We start from the raw sequence: 18,055 nt of genomic DNA, 5'->3' as shown, positions 1-18,055 counted from the left end.
GAGGCGCCCTGCGCCCGAAGCAACGAGGGGGAGCTGCTTGTTGAGGCGAAGGCGTACTCCTAGGTCTCTCCGGTGGGGTCGCGACCTGAGCCAAAGTTGGATCGAGTCAACGGTGACGGTGCCGCGGAAGACGTAGGCACGTTTGTCGACCCTCGTCGCCACAGCCCGGAAGCTCTTGAGGCCTTGATTGTCCGCTCCACCTCGTTCCTGCGTTTGCAGATCGTCCTGTCGAAGCCAGCGGTCCGACCGCCCTGCTGCCTTTGTGCTGTCGGTTGGCCCGCTGATTCTTCGGTTCGGGGAACGTGCCACCGCAGCACGCCAACCCTGTATTAACCCGCAGCGGCGCGGTCGCTCAGCACGTCTCCTAACGCGGCGGCGATCTGCTTCAACGTCAGCAGCCACGAGACCGTCAAGACGTTCGTGTCCTGCATTCTCGGCAAGGGCTTCGCGACCCCGTTCAGGTTGGTCGTGTACGCCTACTGCCGGGGGCCGGTGTAATGCGGGTCCGCACAGCAGCCGCCCGTACGGCATCGAGGTGGTCCCGTGGACGAATCGGTGAAGCGGCCGGACGTCGCCGACTACGACGGCGTTCCGCACGTGGCCAGTGCGGTTCGCGCCAGCCCTCGTAGCCAGGCGTGGGCGTGGTCGGTGTCGTAGCGCTGATGCCACGACAGGTATATGGGTGCCGACGGCAGTTCGAGCGGGAGGGGGAGCACGACCAGGCCGAGGTCGGTGACCGCTGACCGTGTGGTGGCTTCGGGGACGCTGATCAGGAAGTCGGAGCCGCGCGCGAACTCCAGCGCGGCCGCTTCCGTGGGCGCGGTCGCCACCACGCGGCGGGTGAGGCCGAGTTGTGCGAGGGCGTCGTCGAGGGCATTGCTGAGGTTTCCACGTCGCGAGACGGTGACGTGTTCAGCGGCGGCGTACTGCTTTGCGGTGACGGTCTTGACGCGGGTGAGGGGGTGTCCCTGCCTGACGACGATGACGAGGCGGGTCTCGCCCACGTTCTCGGCACGGATGTCCGGTGCGCTCGGGCGGTTGGCGTTCGCCTCCAGGTCGACCTCGCCGCGCCGCAACTCGGGGGTGTCGATGCTCGATTCCGCGACGAAGCGCAATCGCACGCCCGGCGCCTGTCCGCGCACGGCCGCGAGCAGTGCGGGGCCGCCCATAGCGACCAGGGAATCGTGCCAGCGGAGAGTGAAAGTGCGCTCCAGCGTTGCCAGATCGAGTTCACGGCTGGGTGCCAGCACCCCCTGGACCTGGTGCAGTAGTTCGTGCACCTGTTCCCGGACGGCGATCGCATACGGCGTCGGGGTCATCGTGCGGCCGGTGCGCACCAGGATCTGATCCCCGGTCGTGCGCCGGATGCGGCCCAGACTCCGGCTCATCGCGGGGGCGGTGACGTGCAGGCGCGCGGCCGCCCCGGCCACGCTTCCCTCCTCCAGCAGCGCGTCGAGCGCGGCGAGCAGGTTCAAATCCAATTGCATGTGAGTAATCCTAGCCGTGCTTAACATGCATTTGAAGTTAATTGAAGGCCTCTATACCTTCGAGGTGAGAGCGCAAGACGGAACGCACAGCGCGGCCCGACCCGCCTCAATCACCCCTCCTCACATGGGAGTTCGACCATGTCCGAAACGCTTCAGACCACTGACGTCGCCGCCACCGACGCCGACCTGCTCGGCCAGACCGTGATCGCCGTGCGTGCGGCCGGTTCGGCGCTGCGCGAGCGCTTCGGCGAGGTGGTCCGCTACCGGACCCGCGAAGAGTTGATGCGCGCGCTCGCCGCCAATGACGACACGGCCCTCGACATCCTGCGCCCCCGGCTCACGCGGCTGCGCCCGGACGCCGGCTGGGTGGAGGACGAGCTGGACGGCGGGGCGCTGCCGCCCGGCGAATGGTGGGTCGTGGATCCGGCCGAAGGCAACGTCAACCACCTGCACGCCCTGCCGGAGTGGGCGGTGACCGCCACCCTCGTGCGTGAGAACCAGCCGGTACTCACCGCGATCCACCTCCCGTTGACCGGCGAGACCTACACCGCGCTCACGGGCGCGGGAGCCCACCTCGACGGCCGGCCGCTGCACGTCTCCCAGGCCGCGGACCTCGGCCTGAGCATCGTGGCCACCAGCCAGGCCCGCCCGGACGAGGACGAGAAGGTCGTGCGACGCGTCGGCTCCTCGATCACCGCGATGCTCTTCGACGCGCTCGTCGTCCGCACCGCCGTGCCCGCGACCCTGCACCTGCTGAACGTGGCCGCCGGCCGGATCGATGCCTTCTGGCAGTTCGCCGGCGCCCGCGCGGATCTGCTGCCCGGAGCTCTGCTCGTCACCGAGGCCGGCGGACAGATCTCCGACGTCGAGGGCCGCCCCTGGACCCCGCAGAGCGAGAGCTTCCTGGCCGCAGCGCCCGGCGTCCACGCCGAGGCCGTCGCCACGCTCTCCCGCTGACCGCGCACCACAACCTGCACGTATGGAAGGACAGATCATCATGACTTCGATCGCAGTTCTCGGAAACGGCCGCGTCGGCGGCAATCTGGCCACAGCGCTCACCCGGGCAGGGCATGAGGTGACCGTGGCGGACCGCGCGCCGGGCGCCGCCGCCGACGCTGCCCGGACAGCCCAGATCGTCATCAACGCAACCCCTGGAGCCGGCTCGGTGGACCGGCTCGTCGCCCTGCGCGAGGAGCTGAGCGACAAGATCCTCGTCGACGTCTCCAACGCCACCGTCGACGGACCGGACGGACTGCCTGCCCACCTGATCTACCCCGGCTCAAGCCTCGCCGAGCAACTCCAGGAAGCGCTCCCCGAAACGCGCGTCGTCAAGACACTCAACACCATGCTCTTCCCGGTGATGACCGCACCGGCAACGCTTGCCCAGGCGCCCGACGCCTTCCTCTCCGGCGACGACCCGCAGGCCAAGCAGACCGTTAGTGAACTGCTCATCGACCTCGGCTGGCGCAAGGAGTGGATCACTGATCTCGGCGGGATACAGACCGCCCGCGCCACGGAGGCCGCAATACTGTTCGTACCGCACGTGATTCGGTCCAGCGGATTCACGCCCTTCGCGATCTCGATCGCCCGCTGATCCGCACGCAGTGCACCGTCGCAGGGATGGTGCCCCGGACCACCATCAGCTGAGCCAGGACCAGCACGGGTGGGATGCGTCCACAACGTGGCGCGGCCGCAGCAGGGTCGAGTGCCGCAGCGGGTGCGGGGCTCATGACGAACTCCGAGTCATTAGGGCGTCCATGTTCTCGGGCAGCCCCCACAGGTGGACGGCGACGACCACCTTCGTGCGACGGGTGATGCGACGGGCGACGTCGTCGAGGTCGAACTGCCCGCGGGTGTCGATGTCGGCGAGCGCGGGGCTGGCGGCCCCGATGTGGAGGAGCGGGGTGGCCGTGGCGTGGAGCGTCAGTGCCGGCACGATCACCTCCTCACCGGTCCGACACCGGCAGCCGCGTACATCGAGTGCAGGACAGCCGTCCTCGTGCAGGTGATGACGACATGGCGGACGCCGAGGAAGGATGCCAAGGAATCTCCCGCCGTGGAAATCAGCTGGCTGGTGCCCCGCCTCGACGTCGCGCTCCTCGAACGGAGGCCAGGCAAGGTGAGGTCCGGGGGCGTCGATGACGGGCGAAGCCGCCGAGGAGAGCGAGGGGTGGTGCCGACGGTCACAGCAGGTACTCCTCCGGGTGGGCGGGCGTGAGGGCGCTCTGGGAGGTGTAGGCGGCGGCCAGGTACCCGGTGTGCGTCACATGGGCGCTGGGAACTGAGAGTTGGTCCGCTTGCCGTCGAGAAAGCGGCAGAAGCAGTCGATCTCGGTGACCGGACCGGCTCCTCCGCCTCTCAGCTGCCCCGGTACGAGCGGGACCTTTCCCCCTGTCCGATGCCGACGTCCTCAGACGTTTCGCTGATGTGCTCGATACTCCGCCCAAGGGGTTCGGGCTCACCGCGACTTGGTCCCCCGGGCAGACCCGACACGGATACTCCGTCGAACCTGCTCTCGCGTACCCGCGCCCTCCCGGGCCTAAAGCGGGACTAGCTCAGCGGGAGGAGGGCGACGACCCCATGCGGCGACGGAAGTTCCTTGCTCTCTCAGCCGCGGCGAGCGCTGGCATCTCGTTACCAGCATCGTCGGCTCAGGACTTCCCGGTGGGTCAGCCTCGTCGGCCGTCTGCGGGACGTGATGCTCGGTATCGGCCAGGACACGAACTGCCGGCCCTCGATCAGTTGCCTGCCGAACTCGCCCACGTGCACGCCGACTTCCACACCTGCCACTACACAGACCTCGCCGTACGTCTGCCCCGCCTGATCCGTGCCGGACACGCGCTCGGCCCCGTCGACGAGGGAATCTCGACCTGCTCGGGCAGAGCTACCTGCTCGCGACCCGCATCCTCATCAAGCTCGACGAGCAGCAACTCGGCTGGATGGCAGCCGACCGGGCACGCCAGGTAGCTGAAGCAGCCGGACACCCCCTCGCCGTGGCCGAGGCCGCCCGAAACCTGGCGGTGCTCGCCCGCCGCGCCGGCTGGGAGGAACAGGCGCTGTCGATCGCGCTCAACGCCGCCGACGACCCAGCCCTTCGCGCGTCCCGCAGCGGCGCTGCCGAGCGCGGCCTGCTGATCCAGTCAGCTGCGTACAGTGCCGCAAGGGCAGGCGACCAAGAGGGGATGCGGGAGTTGACGGACGAAGCCGCCGCCATCGCCGCCGGCCTCGGCGGCACCACGGTGCTGCGTGATCACGGCGGCGGCTTCAGCCCCGCCACCGTCCAGCTCCACCGCATCTCCGCCTCGCCAGGCCGGGAGCTCCAGACCCGACGCGCCAGAGCGTCGACGAACCCTGCGGGTGTGTACCAGCATCCCGCCGGACCCCTGCTGTCCTCCCTTGAGTAGCGAGCCGTTCAACAGGGCGGTGTCTGCTTCCCTCTCGCGGTGGAACAGACCGACAAAGGGGCAGTCCAGCGGCAGCGACCCACTCCGGCAGAGCCAGGGTGGAAAGCGACCCCGGCCGCCGCGCCGCTGCCCGTCTCTGCGGCAGGCGGCCCGACCGCCACCAGCGTCCCCGTCCAAGCGTCAGGGTGACGGTGCAGGCCCCGGGAGAAGTCCTCCAGGTCCGGGCCCGGGAGGCCGGCGGTGAAGCCCCAACGCAGGGAGTGCGGCGGCGGAGCGCAGGACGGCCGCGTATGCCGCCCGACCGCCGGTGCGGTGGAACCTTTACTGGAAGCGGGTCGTTCACAGGGAGAGATCACACAGTTCGAGCACCGAGGTGACATCGATGGCACTGTTCGACCGGCTCAAGGACCAGGCCAAGAGCTTGCAGCAGCAGGTGCAGGGCGGGCAGGGCAGTACCCCGCATGGCGGTGCCCCGCATGGCGGTGCCCCTCACGGCGGTGCCCCTCACGGCGGCTCACGTGGTGGCTCTCGCGCGCCGCTCGTGGGTCTGCTGAAGACCCAGCTCAGCTCGATCAAGACCGAGCTGAAGAGCGGTGCCTACCGGGACGCGAGCATGGCGATGTGCGCGCTGGTCGCGGCGGCCGACGGCCAGGTGGACGCGAGCGAGATCCAGCAGATGGAGTCGATGATCCTCGGCAACGAGGTGCTCCAGAACTTTCCCCCGGAGCAGCTGCGCCAGCGCTTCCACAAGCATGTCGACCAGCTCACCCGGAACTTCGCGCACGGCAAGGCCGAGGCGCTGCAGGACATCGCCAAGGCCGCCAAGAAGCCGACCGAGGCCCGGGCCGTCATCCAGACCGGCATCGTCATCGCGGGCGCCGACGGACACTTCTCGCAGGCCGAGCAGATGATCCTCCGCGAGGCGTGCACCACGCTGGGGCTCTCCCCCGCAGAGTTCCAGCTCTAACCTCCGCGGCCGGCCAAGAGGCCCATTGGTACACCACCCAGACTTCTGCGTTTCTGCTGATCAGGGGCCTGGTAGGGAGTGCAGCGAGGGTTGGGCCGGGCCGACAGCGGCGCCTGGATCGCTCTAGTGGAGCGGAACGTGATCGTCGCTGTCGGTCCTCTGCTCGGCCCCTGTAGCCGGCTCGCACGGCTCTGCCATGTCAGGGGGCGAGGCGTCGACGCATGCGCCCCGGCCGACTGCCGAGGGTGCGGTACTCAGGACACGTCAGCCTGACCCGGCCCCGATCGGCTCCCCGGGGAAATACCGAAGTGGGCACCGTCCTCCATCCCTTCGACAATGCCGACACCACTGACGACGACCGTGCCGATCGGCGTTCGAGCCCGATACCCCGATACGCGGCGAGCCGTTCCTAGGACAGGCGGCAGGTCGACGCACCACCACCGGCGCACAGCCCAGGCTGGACCAGCAGAGCGTTGGAGTGCCCGCGCGCCGCGTCCAGCACCATCTGCGCGCACCCGAAGTCGATGCTCGGTCGTGTGGCCGTTGGCCAGCTTCTCCGTCGGTGCCTCTGCGAGGAGGTGAGCGATCGGGGCAGGCGGTGGCAGCGGGTTCGGCAGGCCGGCCGGTCGGAGATGCGGATCACGACGGCATAGGGGCGGCGTGGTCATGCGGTTGGGTGGTGGAGGAAGTTCAGATCGGCCAGTTCGTGCTCGGAGAGGCGCAGTGAGCCCGCCGCCACGTTCTGGGTGAGGTGATCGAGGTCGCCGGTGCCGGGAATGGCCAGGACGTGCGGGCCGCGGTGCAGTGTCCACGCCAGTCGCACCTGTGCGCTGCTCACCCCGTGGTCGTCGGCGATGGCGTGCACGGTGGGGCTGTCATTCGCAGGTGCGCCGAGGGTGCGTCCGTTGCCGGCGATCGAGTAGAACGGCACGAAAGCGATGTGCTGTTCGCCGCACAGGCGCAGAAGTTCCTCCTGCTCGGGCGATACGCCGATGCCGTACATGTTCTGGACGCACACCACGGGTGCGATGGTCTGGGCCTCGGCGAGGTGGTGGGGGCGGATGTTGGACAGGCCCAGGTGGCGGATGAGTCCGGCTTCGCGGAGTTCGGCGAGCGCGCCGAAGCGGTCGGCGATGGAATCGGTGCCGACGATGCGCAGGTTGACGACGTCGAGGTGGTCGCGGCCGAGTTGGCGCAGGTTCTCCTCGACCTGGCCGCGTAGTTGCTCGGGGGTGGCGTGTGGCAGCCAGGCGCCGGAGGGATCGCGGCCGGGGCCGACCTTGGTGGCGATGACGAGGTCGTCGGGGTAGGGGGCGAGGGCGCTGTTGATCAGTTCGTTGGCGCAGAGCAGTGGTGAGAAGTAGAAGGCGGCGGTGTCGATGTGGTTCACGCCGAGGTCGACGGCCCGGCGCAGCACCTTGATCGCCTGGTCGCGGTCGCGTGGGACGGCGTCGGGCGTGAGCGCTTCGCCTTGCTGGGGCAGGCGCATTGTGCCGAAGCCGATGCGGTTGACTGTGTGGTCGCCGAGTTTCCAGGTGCCCGATGTTGCCGCGGTGATGGTCTGTGAGGTCATGGTGTGATGATCGGTGCACGCTAACCTGGTCGGCTATTGCTTCACGTATATCTGAATCCGTTGGGGGTGTTGTGGCGGAGCTGGCGTTCACGGCGAACGATCTCGCGCAGGTGCGGTTCGCGATCTCGCCGATGTGGGAGGTCGCGCCCAGCTTCCGGCTGCTCATGGCGAACACGCGGCATCCGGTGCACCTGCCCTGGGCCGAGCAGGTGCGGCCTCGGGTGCTGGCCGCCGGCCTGGACCGGGGATGGCTTGCCGAGCTGATCGGACCCTCCGGCTACGTGCCCGACTTCCTGACCCCGGCCCCCGCAGGGCCCGCCCCCGCACCCGCTGACGAGTGGGATGCGATCTTGGCCTCGCCCGCCGAGCAGGTACGCCAGGATCTCGATCACCTCGCCCGCCACCAAGGACACCTCGGGACGCGCCTGTCGGGCCTTCGCGCCGACCCTGTCTCCCGGCTAGCCAAGGTCGCACGGGAGATCGAAACGTACTGGGAGTTGGCGCTCGCCCCCTACTGGGCGCGGATCAGAGCCGTATTGGAAGCCGACATCTTCCACCGGGCCCGCACCGTCGCCGAGCACGGCACCGGGCGCCTCTTCAACGACCTGCACGCCACGGTGAGTTGGAACGACAACGTGCTAGGGCTGGTCCGGCGGAAACGCGACATGCCCCGCGAGTCCTCGGGCGCGGGCCTGCTGCTGATCCCCTCCGCGTTCACCGGCCCCGGCGTGCGTACTCAGGTCAGGCCGCCCGACCCGCCGCAAATCGCCTATCCAGCCCGCACCGTCGGCGCACTGTGGGAGAAACGGCCCGCCACGGGAGTCGCCGCCCTCACCGGTGTCCTTGGCCGTTCACGGACACTTCTGCTGACCGAGCTGGAGACCCCGGCCTCCACCACCGAACTGGCCCACCGCACCGGCCTGTCTCCGGCCGGGGTATCCCAGTACCTCACCGCCCTGCGTAACGCAGGCATGGTCAGCGCCCACCGTGCCGGCCGTTTTGTTCTCTACGCCCGTACTGCCGCCGCCGAAACCGTCCTCGCGGCTGCCTCCGCCTGAAGTTCCAGATCCCCCCGCGGACTTCCGGAGCCGACCGGTGAGCGGGCTGCTGTTCCTGGGACGGCAACCGGCAACCCGGCACGGGCAATGTGGCCGAACCAGGTTGCCCGGCGCCGGGGTTGCTCCATACTGGACCGGCTATGTACGGCCAACTCCCCATATGTGACACGGGAGTTCGAAGGGTCGGAGGTGTCTCGCGTGCAGAGTCGCTCCCACACCGAAGCCACTCGCCTGCTGTGTGCCGGCGCCTACCTCGACGCCGATTTCCGGCGCCGGGTGATCGAGCAACTCGTCGAGCACGAGGAACGTCCCGTGGCTCCTTCGCTAGGCATCGACGCCGTCGCGGTGCTGGGCCACGCGCTGCGCGCTCGCGCCCAGGAACTCCAGGTCGCGGTTGTGATGCTGCTCGCCTGGGCCGCGTTCTTCGCGCTCGAAGTGGACAGTGGCGGCCTGCACATCGACTTCGACGACGGTACCTGGCTCGACATGCCCGTCCTGTGGGCTCCGGCGTATGGGGTGCTGTGCTGTCTGCTGTGGGCCGGGCGGGTGGCCACCGGCCGCAGCATCGCCGTGTACACCCTCGACCGGGGCACGCTGAAGCGGGCCACGCACGGGATCAGACGGCTCACCATGCTGCTGCCGCAGTTCCCCCGCTTCTTGATGCTGGTCTACTGGGCGACGGTGCTGTGCATCCTGTTCACCCGGGGCGAGAACCTGTACGCGGTGTTCTTCCCCCTGCTGATGGCGGTTGTCGTCTGGCTGCACCGCTCCCGCGTGGTGTGGATCATGTCGCACCAGCTGGACCGGGACGTCTTTCCCCTGCTGCCGCCGGCCCGGATGCCCGCCACCCGTACCTGTCGCCGCATCGCCGAGGCCACGGCCCGCGAGCAGTACGCCGGGTTGGTCCTCCACGACCCCTTCCGCCCCTTCGTGGGTGCCGGCAAGCCTTACGAGCCGTGGTCGTTCGCGATCGAGCTCAAGCCAAAGCAGGGGGCCGCGTTCACCGGTCGCCCCTTGAGCACGCGCGCCGTCATCGACCTCGTCCGGCCGCGGGTGGAGGCACTGCGCGAGTCCATGGCCGCCACCAGCCGGGACCGGTTGGGCGACCTGGAGATCGACGAGGTGGTCTATCTGCCCGCCGGTGATGTGCCGCGCACGCGGGTGTCCTACGACCCCGCCGCCGTCGCCTGGCACATCCGCAACGCCGTCGACGAGGGCGGCGAGGCGCGCCGCCACTTCCTGCGCATCCGGATCGGCGCGTGGGAGGAACAGATCGTGGTGACGGTACTGGTCCGCGTGCACACGCAGGGCGGGATGCTGGTGCTGGAAGTGGCCCCCCATGTCCTCACGCCGATCCGGCCCGAGTTCGCGGCGGTCGACGTCATCACGGCGCGGGCCCACCTGGTGCTGCATGACGGACTGCGGGCCCTGCTCACCAGCCCGACTGCCACCTTCGCCTCCGGCGTTTCCGCGCTCGGCACGATGTCAGCCGTGGTGCGGACCTGGCTGGCCGATCCGCAGCGCGCGCTGCCGGACGGGCCCACCACCTCGGTACGGGAGCTGGGCAGCGTGGAGGAGATATCGCTGTTCCAGGAGATGGACGTCAGCCGTTACGTGAAGACGGTGCAGGACCGCATCACCAGCGGAGTACTGGACGCGCTGCGCGCCGAGGGCTATGAGACGGGCGAGTTCGAGCAACAGGTCGTCCAGGTCAGCGGCGGTGTCTACATCGGCGCGATGAGCGGCGGCGCCGTCGCCGTCGGCAGCGGGGCAAGGGCGGAGAGCACGAGCTGAGAGGACGACGGAACATGGCGACGAGTTCCGACGACACGGGCAGGGGACCAAGCGGCCAGGGGCACATCGCCATCGGGGTGATGACGGGCGGCGCCGTGGCCGCGGGGCCGGCTGCCCGCGCCGTCGACGCCTCGACGCGGGCGGCGACGGCGCGGCCGGGCGACTTACTGGACGCACCCCCGGAGTTGCTGGCCGCGGTACGCACCCTGCGCGAGCACCTGCGCACACTGACCCCGACCGACGAGACGGCCGAGGTCGACGAGGCGCTCACCACCCTGGAGGACGAGCTCGACCACACGGGCCGGGCGGCACGGGGCCAACTGGAGTGGCTGGCGGCGCGCCTGAACGCCGGCGCCACGGCCCTGGCCGGGCTGGCCTCCGCGGCGGCCGTCGCCCAGACCCTGAGCGGGTTACTGGGGTGACATCCAGAGAGGCGGCCGCCATGGCGCAGTGGAACACCGAACGCCAGACATGGGTGCCGGACGTGCACGGCCCGCCGCCCGGCCTGCGCGGCTCACGCGTCCTGCTCCTGGCGTTGGTAGCCGCGTTGCTGTGTGCGGGCCTGGGATACGGCGCCTGGACGCTGTTGCAGGACATCGACTGGGGAAGCGACGAGCCCGTCCCGGGGGTGAGTCTGAGTCAGGCCCACGTCGGCGTGTCCTGAACCTTTGAATGGGTTCTGCTTTGGCCACTGTGCACGGCGTACGCGGCGAGCCCTGCGCCTTGCGGATGGCGGAACTCTTGTGGCCGCTGCATCGGGTCAACGGTGTTCGGGGTTGTCCGCGCCAGGGCGGCAGCCGGCGTCCCACTGTGCTCTTTGGTTGCCGTGGGCGGGGATACCGCCTGAGCGTTTGAGGAGGGCGGCGAGGTGCATGAGGTTCCAGGCCATGAAGGAGGTGTTGCGGTTGGTGAAGTCGTTCTCCGGGCCGCCGGAGTCGGGATCGAGGTAGGAGGGGCCGGGGCCGGCGGCGCCGATCCAGCCGGCGTCGGCTTGCGGGGGGATGGTGTAGCCGAGGTGCTGGAGGCTGTAGAGGACGTTCATCGCGCAGTGCTTGACGCCGTCCTCGTTGCCAGTGATCAGGCAGCCGCCGACGCGTCCGTAGTAGGCGTACTGTCCGTGCGAGTTGAGGAGGCTGGAGCAGGCGTACAGACGCTCGATGACCTTCTTCGTCATGGAGCTGTTGTCGCCGAGCCAGATGGGTCCGGCGATGACCAGGATGTCGGCTGCCATGACCTGCTCGTACAGCGCGGGCCACTCGTCGGTGGCGAAGCCGTGCTCGGTCATGTCCGGGTAGACGCCGGGCGCGATGTCGTGGTCGACGGCACGGATCTCGGAGGTGGTGACCCCGCGCGACATCATGATGGCCGAGCTCTTGTCGATCAGGCCCTGGGTGTGGCTGAGCTGCGGGGAGGGCTTGAGGGTGCAGTTGATGTAGAGGGCGGTCAGGTCGTCGTAGCGGAACTGGTCGTCAGCGGACGGCGAGGCTGTCATGAGGTCAGCGTCTCGCGCGAGGGCTGGTTTATCCGGATTCGACACAACCCCGGTCGCCTCGGGTACCGGTGCGGGCCCTCACCGGCTGGTGCTCGGCCCTGGCGACGTCGGCGATCGCTCCCGGGACACTGGCTGCACCGTGATGAGGTCGGTGTCGTCATCGCACGCTCCGAGCGGGCGACGTGGAAGGCCCTTCGCGGCAAAGACCTTGCGTAGATGTGCGAGTCCGCCGCCGTCTTCGCCGTCGGCGTCAATGGGCCACCACAGCCACGGAAGACCGGCGGCCCGGGATCCTCGTCCGTGACCACGACCAGCCTCGGCCAGGGCGTTCCGTCCCTGCCCACGGGACCACCGTAGGGGCCAGTCAAGGCAAGCCGAAATCCCGTGGAGCGCACCTGCGTGGCGTGGAATGCTCTTCGGCGACTGCTGACGGAAGGGAAGGCTGAGAACGTGTACGTACCGTCATCTGCACGAGCTCTCGATGAGGACGAGCGTGAGCTCGTGGAGTTGGCACGCCGCACCATAGACGCGCATACCGACGCCGGGCCCGACGAGGACGGGATCCACACGATGGGCGCCGCGGTGATGGCCGCCGACTACCGGATGTTCGCCGGCGTGAACCTCTACCACTTCACCGGCGGGCCCTGCGCCGAACTCGTGGCTCTGGGAGCCGCACGAGCCCAGGGCGCCCGCCAGATGCGCTGCATCGTTGCCGTGGGAAACCACGGGCGCGGGGTCATCGGCCCGTGCGGGCGCGATCGGCAGGTCTTCGTGGACTACTACCCCACCATGCGCGTCATCGTGCCCACGCCCGCGGGGCCCAGGTCCGTTCTCGCCGCCGACCTGATGCCGCTGACTCAGCGATGGACCCCGGAAGGCATGAACGGTCTCGACCCATCGCTCTACCAAGACCCCGAGACGGCCGGTCCCCCGATCATCCGGTTCAACCCCCGCTACCTCGAAGACGTCCGCTCCGGCGCCAAGACCAGGACCACCCGCTTCCGGGACCCGGCACAGCTCGGGCCGGCACGGCTGGTGTTCGAGAGCGACCCCGAAGTCGTCCTGCCGGCAGAGGTGACCGGCATCAGGCACTGCCTGGTCAGCGACCTCACCGACCAGGACGCCCAAGCCGAGGGGCTGACGACCGCAACCGAACTCCGGGAAGGCCTCAAGGGCCACTACCCAGATCTGGCGGGAACCGACGAAGTCGACGTCATCACCTTCCAGATCAACGACAAGACAGGCGCCGTCTGAACCGCGCAGGCAGCAGCGACGACTGGGCCGCAAGGTGACGACGACCACGGGGCCCCTGACCGCACAGATTTCATACTTCTCAGTGCCGGCGCCGGCGGGCGGCGAGGAGCGCGACGTCGTCCTCGGGAACGCCGTTCGCGAGACCGTCCAGGAGGGTGTCGAGCAGGTCCTCCAAGGGGCCGTCCGCCGACAGACTCTCATCAACCAGCGCCCGCAGCGAGACGTCGATGTCAGTGCCGCGCTGCTCGACCAGACCGTCGGTGTAGAGCAGCAGCACGGCACCGGGCTCGATCCGGACAGTGATGGATTCGTAGTCTCCGAGTTCGGTACCGATGGGAGGGCCGGCCGGAGCCCAGAGCAGCTGGGGACCGCTCCCGGGCTGGATGACGACGGGCGGCAGGTGCCCGGCGCTGGCCACTGTGCAGGTGCCTGCCTGGGGATCCATGAGCGCGAGAAGACACGTGGCGACGCGGTCCACACCGATGTGCGCGACCCGGCGGTCAGTCTCCCCCAGGATCTTCTCGACCGGCATGCCGGATGCGGCCACGGTGCGCAGCAGCGAGCGGTACTGGCTCATGGCGACGGACGCACGGAAGCCATGCCCCATCACGTCGCCCATGACCAGCAGGGTGCGACCGCCCGGCAGGGCGATCGAGTCGTACCAGTCACCACCGACCAGCGCGCTGCGGCCGGACGGGAGGTAGCGCGTGGCGACTTCGACGTCGGGGTGGGGGCCGCCGGGTTCTGAGAGCAGGGCACGCTGCAGTTCCAGTGCCATGGTGTGCTCGTAGGTGTATCTGCGTGCGCTGTCGATGGAGGTCGCGGCCCGCCCGGCCAGGCCCTGGGCTGTCGCGATGTCGTCGTCGCTGAATGGCGCCGATGCTCCGGCCCGCCCCAGGATCACCACGCCGACCGAGCGTCCTGCGGTGGGCAGTGGGACGAAGAGGAGGGAGTGGATCCCGGCCGCGCGGAAGATCCTGGCGCGCTTGGGATCGATCGTCGCCTTCTGGAACACCTCGTCCGAGGCCAGGTTGCCCCGCCACGGTCGCCCGCTGTCCATGCAACGCCGTGCGACCGAGTCCCGCGGGAGGTCCAGGTAGCCTTCCGGACCGCCCAGCAGGCGCAGGCGCCATCTCAACTCCTCCGGTGCGGCGAGGGCCATTTTGCGCAACCGCAGCATTCCCGGAGCTGGCGAGGACGCACCGTCGTGCTCCTCTTCGACGATGCCGACTGCGGCGACATCGGCCATGGAGGGCGCGAGGAAGTCGGCCAACTCGGTGCAGGTGACCTCGACATCGAGTGTGGTGCCGACGCGGGTGGCTGCCGTATCCAGCATGGCGAGCCGCTGATGGGCGTTTTCCAGGTCGTCCAGGTACCGGCGCAGGTTGCTGACCTCCACGCCGATGCCGCACACACCGACAACCTGTCCTTGAATCTCCAGCCGGTGGAAGACCGCGCGCCACAGTCTGCGGCCCACGCTCGAAGGGACACGTGTGGTTCCGGTGACGGTTGCCTCCCGGGGCCGACCGTCTTCCATCACCTTCAGGACGATGTCCGTGGGGCCTTGGACGTCGGGCAGTACATCGCCCAGGGTCCGGCCGAGGAACGTGCTGGCGGGGACGCCGCTGACCCGGACGAACGCGGGATTGACGTAGAGGTAGCGCAGTTGCTCGTCGAGGATGGCGACGGGCGCCAGCGTCTCTTCGACGATCCCGCGCAGGAATCCGCAGTCGCAGACGTTCCCGGTCAGGTCGGCCGAGAGTCCGGTCACCTCTACTGGAACGGCGGCCTGGGCAGAATCGGGGAAGAGCCACCGCGGCGGTCGTTCAGCGTTCACCCGTCTCCTCTTCCCAGAGCCGTCCTGACCAGGTGATTTTCCTTTCCCATCGTGAGGGAAGGGACGTCGTCCCGCATCTGCAGGCCATGGTGTGCGAGACGTCGTCCTTCCCGGACGGTTCGCATCCCCGCCACCGTGCACCGGCTCGATCCCGGCACGGCCTCGGCACTGGCCAGTTCGGGTGATCCTGCTACGCCGCGCAGGGATCCGACCGTGCAGGTCGGACGGTGTGCGCTGGGATGAGGGGCGCGCGGGACCGTCCCGCAGCGGGGAGTCTTCCTGGTGCCTGTGAGCTATCTGCGTTCTGACGCGGACCGTCAGTACGGTGTCGGCTGGTCGGCTGTCCTGCGGCGGGAGTCCGCGGGCATGGTGCGGGATGTGGTGACGGCCGCGCGGCACGCCACCGGCGCCAGCCGTGCGCGTGCGCCGTACTGGATGCTGCGCCGCTTGGCCGGCGCTGCCGGCCGTCCGCTGGACCATGAGGACCTGGTGTCGTTGTCGTTCGCCACGCCGGGCGGCGGCCGTGTCCGTGTCTGGGTGCGCAAGAACCAGAGCGACCTGCTCATCCTGCACCAGATCTTTCTGGAACGCTCCTATGATCTCCAAGCGGCCTACGCGCTGAACGACTGCGGCACTCTGGGCACGATCGTCGACCTCGGTGGCAACACCGGCCAGGCGGCCGCCTACTTCACCGCCCGCTACCGTCCCCACACGCTGCTGACCGTCGAACCGATCGCCGAGAGCCGCGCGGTGCTGCTGCGCAACGCCCGGGCATCAGGTCTCAACTGGCTTGTCGATGAACGGGCGGTGTCCGACGCAGAGGGTGAACTCGCCTTCGCTGTCAGCGGGTTCTGGGACACCTGCACCGCCGTACCCGATGTGTACGAGCTGCGCCGCACCCGCCCTCACCGGTTGGAGAACATCCTCACGCGCCCCTCGCGCACGGTCGCGTCCGTGACGGTCGAGCGGCTCCTGGACGATCACGGCATCGAGCACATCGACCTGCTCAAGGTCGACATCGAGGGCAGCGAACGCGACATCTTCGCCGAACCCCAGCCCTGGATGAAGCACGTGGACCGCATTGTGATGGAGATCCACGACAAGTACATCGACGGCGACGCCGTCCGCGCCACCCTGCGCGCCGCCGGGTTCACCCGCGTGCCGCCCCGCAGCCCCGACCCGGTGGGCTTCAACCCGGTTGAGCTGCACGTGCGCCCTGAGATCCTTCGATGATCACGTTCACGGTCGCCGCGGTCGTCTTCGACTGCGACGGCACTCTGATGGACACCCACCCGTGCGTCCGCCACGCCGTCAGCGGCATGTTCGCCCGCCGCGACCGCTCCAGCAGCCCGCTGGTGCACACACGGCTGGCCTCACTGGCGCTTCCGGCACAGGCCGCCATCCTCGCCGAGCTGCTCGACGAGCCGGCGACCGCGCTGCTGACCGAACTGGAACACAGCACCATTGCCGCCCTTCCACGGCTGGCCCGCCCGATGCCCGGCGCGCTCGACCTCGTGCGCCGCACCGCGCCGAGGATGCCGACCGCGATCGCCAGCAATTCGTCGCGGTCCCTGCTCGACGCCACGCTCGCCCTGGCCGGGCTGGCAGACCTGGTCCCGTTCACTGTGGCCGCCGACGAGGTCGCCGCCCCCAAACCGGCCCCCGACCTCTACCTCGTCGCCTGCGACGCGCTGGGCGTGCGGCCCGAACAGGCGCTCGCCGTCGAGGACTCGCTCACCGGCGCCCATGCCGCCCGGGCCGCCGGAGTGCCGGTCCTGGGCGTAGGCCCCGCACTCGCCCGCCACCGCAGCAGCACCGACTGGTGGACGCCCGACCTGCAGGGCGTGCACATGGTCCGGCTTGACCGCGCGGACCAGAAAGGGACCATCGTCCGGCATGCTTGAGACCGCCAACGCCTGGACTCTGCAGCACCTGCCGCGCCTCAACACCGGCATCCTCTTCCAAGGCGCCCACTACCGCACCCTGATCGAGGCGGTGCGTACGCAAGCCCTGCCCCTCCTGTACGCCGAGCCCGAGGCGTACAGCCCCCGGCAAGCAGCACAGGCCACGGTGCTGCTGGGCATGTGGGGCTCCGCGTGCGTGCGGCACGCCGTCGAGCAGCGGCACACCCCTGCCTTCGACACCACCCCGGTCTTCGATCAGCTGGCCATCCAAGGCCGGCCGTTTCGCACCTATCTCGGGCAGGTCGCCGACCGCACGGGCCAGGGGCACCCGGACCGCGACACCTACGTGTCGTACTTCCACTGGAACCCGCCCACCATCAAGGTCGACTTCGCCGGGCAGCACTGGCACGTACCGGGCGTCTTCGCCGACGGACAGGTCCGCACCCACACCGGCGACCCGCGCGAGGTGGAGCTGCTGCTGTTCGTCAAACGGGCCGAAGCCGTCGAGCTGGCGGCCAACGACCTGCTGGAACCCCTGCTCACCACCGAGATGCCCACCCAAGACACCATCGAGCGGATGACGTGCGCCGCCGGACTCCTGCGTGTCGTGCACCAGTTGTTCGCCGACTTCACCCGCGCTCCCGCCGAGCGGCGCATGTCGCCGGAGTTCTTCACCGACACCTGGCGGCAGTTCACCAACCACTGGGAAGCGGGAGATTTCCCGCCCAGCGGAGCCGCCGACGTCGAGTTCATCGCCCGCGATCTGATCATGGGTGTGGACGTGCCCGACTACCTCTCCTACATCCGCCGGCTGTTCCCCGCCCTCCTGCCCGCCGGACAACAGCGCCTGACCCGCCTGATCGGAGCCACCTCGCTCCCGAACGTGGTTCTCGCCCGGACCGGGCTCGATGCCCAGGTCCTCCGCGATGCGGACCGCGACAAACTCGCCGCCGTCGCCGCCCAGCACCCGCAGCTCGCCGCCTGCTACCTGCTGCTGGCCGAGCACGTCCGCATCGCCACCGCCCACCTGAACTTCGCGCGCCGCTTCGTCTTCGACCTGCGCCGCACCCGAGACGACGCCGGCACCCCCGACACGATCGTCATGAGCAGCCGTATCGGCAGCACGGGCATCCGCGAATCCTTCATGAACGAACTGAAGAACGCCCGCCGCCACCACCCACTGACCGCGTTCGAACGACTGCCCCGAAATGTCCTTCACACCATCGTCCGCGCACCCGAGCCACGTTCACCGGACGACGTCGTCCGCACTGCTCGATAGCCCTCA

At 69.2% G+C, this 18,055-nt stretch carries 17 protein-coding genes and 1 pseudogene; 12 read left to right on the top strand and 6 right to left on the bottom strand.

Translation table 11 applies throughout. The annotated features are described in order from the left end of the window. Positions 1–84 precede the first annotated feature (84 nt). Together STRCI_RS40760 and STRCI_RS40755 are read right to left on the bottom strand one after the other, a co-directional pair. Positions 85–304, bottom strand: a pseudogene (locus tag STRCI_RS40760) (IS5/IS1182 family transposase); the annotation flags it as partial. A gap of 274 nt (positions 305–578) precedes the next feature. Continuing rightward, on the bottom strand, positions 579–1,487 hold the full coding sequence (locus STRCI_RS40755; protein ID WP_269664050.1) for a LysR family transcriptional regulator: 909 nt from the start codon (positions 1,485–1,487) through the stop codon (positions 579–581). Positions 1,488–1,625: 138 nt separating this feature from the next. On the opposite strand from STRCI_RS40755, the gene STRCI_RS40750 reads away from it, so the two are divergent. Further along, positions 1,626–2,444: a 3'(2'),5'-bisphosphate nucleotidase CysQ gene (locus STRCI_RS40750; protein WP_269664049.1), complete on the top strand. Its 819-nt coding sequence runs from the start codon at positions 1,626–1,628 to the stop codon at positions 2,442–2,444. A gap of 40 nt (positions 2,445–2,484) precedes the next feature. Continuing rightward, positions 2,485–3,081: an NADPH-dependent F420 reductase gene (locus tag STRCI_RS40745; protein ID WP_269664048.1), complete on the top strand. Its 597-nt coding sequence runs from the start codon at positions 2,485–2,487 to the stop codon at positions 3,079–3,081. Positions 3,082–3,213: 132 nt separating this feature from the next. On the opposite strand, the gene STRCI_RS40740 is transcribed toward STRCI_RS40745, so the two are convergent. Continuing rightward, positions 3,214–3,492: a DegT/DnrJ/EryC1/StrS family aminotransferase gene (locus STRCI_RS40740; protein ID WP_269664781.1), complete on the bottom strand. Its 279-nt coding sequence runs from the start codon at positions 3,490–3,492 to the stop codon at positions 3,214–3,216. A gap of 934 nt (positions 3,493–4,426) precedes the next feature. On the opposite strand from STRCI_RS40740, the gene STRCI_RS40735 reads away from it, so the two are divergent. Together STRCI_RS40735 and STRCI_RS40730 are read left to right on the top strand one after the other, a co-directional pair. Then, a complete protein-coding gene (locus STRCI_RS40735) occupies positions 4,427–4,891 on the top strand; it encodes a hypothetical protein (RefSeq protein WP_269664047.1) in 465 nt (154 codons plus the stop codon). 382 nt (positions 4,892–5,273) lie between these two features. Next, positions 5,274–5,858 carry a tellurite resistance TerB family protein gene (locus tag STRCI_RS40730; RefSeq protein ID WP_269664046.1) on the top strand — a complete coding sequence of 195 codons (585 nt, stop codon included), beginning with the start codon at positions 5,274–5,276 and terminating at the stop codon, positions 5,856–5,858. A 664-nt stretch (positions 5,859–6,522) separates the two neighbouring features. Here the strand turns inward: STRCI_RS40730 and STRCI_RS40725 are convergent. Beyond that, positions 6,523–7,431 carry an oxidoreductase gene (locus tag STRCI_RS40725; RefSeq protein ID WP_269664045.1) on the bottom strand — a complete coding sequence of 303 codons (909 nt, stop codon included), beginning with the start codon at positions 7,429–7,431 and terminating at the stop codon, positions 6,523–6,525. A gap of 80 nt (positions 7,432–7,511) precedes the next feature. Here STRCI_RS40725 and STRCI_RS40720 point away from each other — a divergent pair, with 80 nt between their 5' ends. From STRCI_RS40720 to STRCI_RS40705, 4 genes are all read left to right on the top strand, one after another. Then, positions 7,512–8,489: an ArsR/SmtB family transcription factor gene (locus STRCI_RS40720; RefSeq protein ID WP_269664780.1), complete on the top strand. Its 978-nt coding sequence runs from the start codon at positions 7,512–7,514 to the stop codon at positions 8,487–8,489. A gap of 198 nt (positions 8,490–8,687) precedes the next feature. Further along, positions 8,688–10,283 carry a hypothetical protein gene (locus STRCI_RS40715; protein ID WP_269664044.1) on the top strand — a complete coding sequence of 532 codons (1,596 nt, stop codon included), beginning with the start codon at positions 8,688–8,690 and terminating at the stop codon, positions 10,281–10,283. Between the two features lie 14 nt (positions 10,284–10,297). Beyond that, on the top strand, positions 10,298–10,705 hold the full coding sequence (locus STRCI_RS40710; RefSeq protein ID WP_269664043.1) for a hypothetical protein: 408 nt from the start codon (positions 10,298–10,300) through the stop codon (positions 10,703–10,705). Beyond that, positions 10,702–10,947 (top strand): hypothetical protein, encoded by a 246-nt coding sequence (locus STRCI_RS40705; RefSeq protein ID WP_269664042.1) that lies wholly within the window; start codon positions 10,702–10,704, stop codon positions 10,945–10,947. The genes STRCI_RS40710 and STRCI_RS40705 overlap by 4 nt, the downstream gene beginning before the upstream one ends. A gap of 96 nt (positions 10,948–11,043) precedes the next feature. Here STRCI_RS40705 and STRCI_RS40700 read toward each other — a convergent pair whose 3' ends face one another. Next, positions 11,044–11,775, bottom strand: a complete 732-nt coding sequence (locus tag STRCI_RS40700; RefSeq protein WP_269664041.1) for a flavodoxin family protein — start codon at positions 11,773–11,775, stop codon at positions 11,044–11,046. A 501-nt stretch (positions 11,776–12,276) separates the two neighbouring features. Here STRCI_RS40700 and STRCI_RS43450 point away from each other — a divergent pair. Continuing rightward, positions 12,277–13,029 carry an ASCH domain-containing protein gene (locus tag STRCI_RS43450; RefSeq protein WP_336298835.1) on the top strand — a complete coding sequence of 251 codons (753 nt, stop codon included), beginning with the start codon at positions 12,277–12,279 and terminating at the stop codon, positions 13,027–13,029. A 79-nt stretch (positions 13,030–13,108) separates the two neighbouring features. Here STRCI_RS43450 and STRCI_RS40685 read toward each other — a convergent pair whose 3' ends face one another. Then, positions 13,109–14,800, bottom strand: coding sequence for a SpoIIE family protein phosphatase (locus tag STRCI_RS40685; RefSeq protein WP_269664040.1), 1,692 nt, complete (start codon positions 14,798–14,800; stop codon positions 13,109–13,111). Between the two features lie 348 nt (positions 14,801–15,148). Between STRCI_RS40685 and STRCI_RS40680 the strand changes: the two genes are divergently transcribed. From STRCI_RS40680 to STRCI_RS40670, 3 genes are read left to right on the top strand one after another with little or no spacing between them, the layout of a single operon-like run. Continuing rightward, the gene (locus tag STRCI_RS40680) at positions 15,149–16,099 is read left to right on the top strand and encodes an FkbM family methyltransferase (protein WP_269664039.1); all 951 of its coding nucleotides are present in this window, start codon (positions 15,149–15,151) and stop codon (positions 16,097–16,099) included. Further along, positions 16,096–16,770, top strand: coding sequence for an HAD family hydrolase (locus tag STRCI_RS40675; RefSeq protein WP_269664038.1), 675 nt, complete (start codon positions 16,096–16,098; stop codon positions 16,768–16,770). The genes STRCI_RS40680 and STRCI_RS40675 overlap by 4 nt, the downstream gene beginning before the upstream one ends. After that, positions 16,763–18,049, top strand: a complete 1,287-nt coding sequence (locus tag STRCI_RS40670; protein WP_269664037.1) for a hypothetical protein — start codon at positions 16,763–16,765, stop codon at positions 18,047–18,049. The genes STRCI_RS40675 and STRCI_RS40670 overlap by 8 nt, the downstream gene beginning before the upstream one ends. Positions 18,050–18,055 lie beyond the last annotated feature (6 nt).

The sequence above is a fragment of the Streptomyces cinnabarinus genome, assembly GCF_027270315.1.
Lineage (GTDB): Bacteria > Actinomycetota > Actinomycetes > Streptomycetales > Streptomycetaceae > Streptomyces > Streptomyces cinnabarinus.
Note: the sequence above shows the minus strand (reverse complement) of the source record. Positions and strands in the feature narration are given on the sequence as shown.